Origin of the sequence: Deinococcus radiotolerans (assembly GCF_014647435.1) — a bacterium.
GTDB classification, from domain to species: domain Bacteria; phylum Deinococcota; class Deinococci; order Deinococcales; family Deinococcaceae; genus Deinococcus; species Deinococcus radiotolerans.
Map to the genome: position 1 here is coordinate 1 of NZ_BMPE01000049.1, position 1,322 is coordinate 1,322.

The 1,322-nt window shown below is 64.5% G+C and carries 1 protein-coding gene and 1 pseudogene; both read left to right on the forward strand.

From position 1 onward, the window contains the following. On the forward strand, nucleotides 1–200 hold a 200-nt coding region (locus IEY63_RS22390; protein ID WP_229784864.1), incomplete at its 5' end, for a hypothetical protein. Nucleotides 201–1,137: 937 nt separating this feature from the next. Beyond that, a pseudogene (locus IEY63_RS22035) lies at nucleotides 1,138–1,322 on the forward strand (hypothetical protein); the annotation flags it as partial.

Here is a 1,322-nt window from a genome sequence, read left to right on the forward strand (position 1 = left end):
CGGGGCATAGGTCAAGTCTGCCACGACGCATCATCGTGCTTCCGTTCTGTCCTCAGGCTCTTAGTGCCCTGCGCCGCGCCAGCCTCCGTGACCACCCCGCCCGCATGGCCGCCAGCGGCTTCACCAACGACCAGGCGTATAGGCGCGCCCTCAGGTTCGCCGGCAAAGTCGTTGCCAAGCACCGAAAGGACGAACCGTAAAAGCAGCACTCGGCAGGCCAGACCAGCCCAGTCCATGTCTCACCTGAACGCCGCTCGTGGCCCCGCGTAGAGCGTATCCGCGGAGCCCCTCGCCGGACAGCTCGCTGAGGACACCACCTGGCGAACATGCCGGGCCGCAGCGTGATCACTCTCACCGGCGACGTGGTCACGCTGCACCACTGGGCGGGTGTCGGGAGCCCGGCCCATGCCGGCGTGATCTTCAGCCCGTCGGGTCGCGCGGCGGTGGACCTGTCATTCTCGCAGTGATCGCTCTACCAGCCGCTGACCCGCACGGCGGGAAGGTCTTTTTGCTGTGCGGCGCCCAGGGGCAAGGTCGATCAGCCTATCCACCGGGCAGGTCATGAGCGCGGTCAACGGGTCGCCTGCATGGTTCCTGAGCCCGCGACGTAGTGCGTCAGGCGATCAACGTCTTGGCGTGCTGCAGGAAGGTGACCGTCAAAAGGGGGAGAGGTGCCGCGTGGTCCACACGCTCCGCACGAACTCAGCTGGTCCGGGTCTGGAAGCTGGGTGCTGGCGTGATTGCCGCTGGTGCAGGCGAGCTGGCCTGCGTCTCGCTGGAGTGGGGGCGGATTCGCGTTGACGCTCCTTCGCTTGCACTCGGTTGAAGCGGTGGTGGGGGATTGACAGGGGTCTGGCCGGACCGCCCACTGGCACCGTCACAGTGTAATCGTTTGCACCATTGATTTTCTTGTCTGGAAAATCACCTCCTTTTCTCGTGCGCAGAGCCACGCGGCAGTAAATGTAATCGATTACATCTGTGTGATGTCCTGTTTCCTGCCTGTCCCCGCACCGATCACCCAAGCTGCCCCCCTTCACCCATCCGCACGCGGAACGGGTCGTCCCTGCTCACGGCCCCGGTCCTGTCCCCGCTCACTCCGCCCAGGTCACAGGACCGGCGGCCCCTGGAGGAACCACCATGAGTCAAGAGATCGCCCGCGCCGCCCTGACCGCTCTCGTCATCAAATTCGGCGTGGTGGACGCTGCCAGCGGCGCTCCGACCGTCAAAAGCAGCGTCCAGCCGATCATTGGTCTGATTACCAAGACCGACACCAACCCCTTCTTCGTGAAGATGAAAGAAGGTGCGCAGAAGGAAGCCACCCG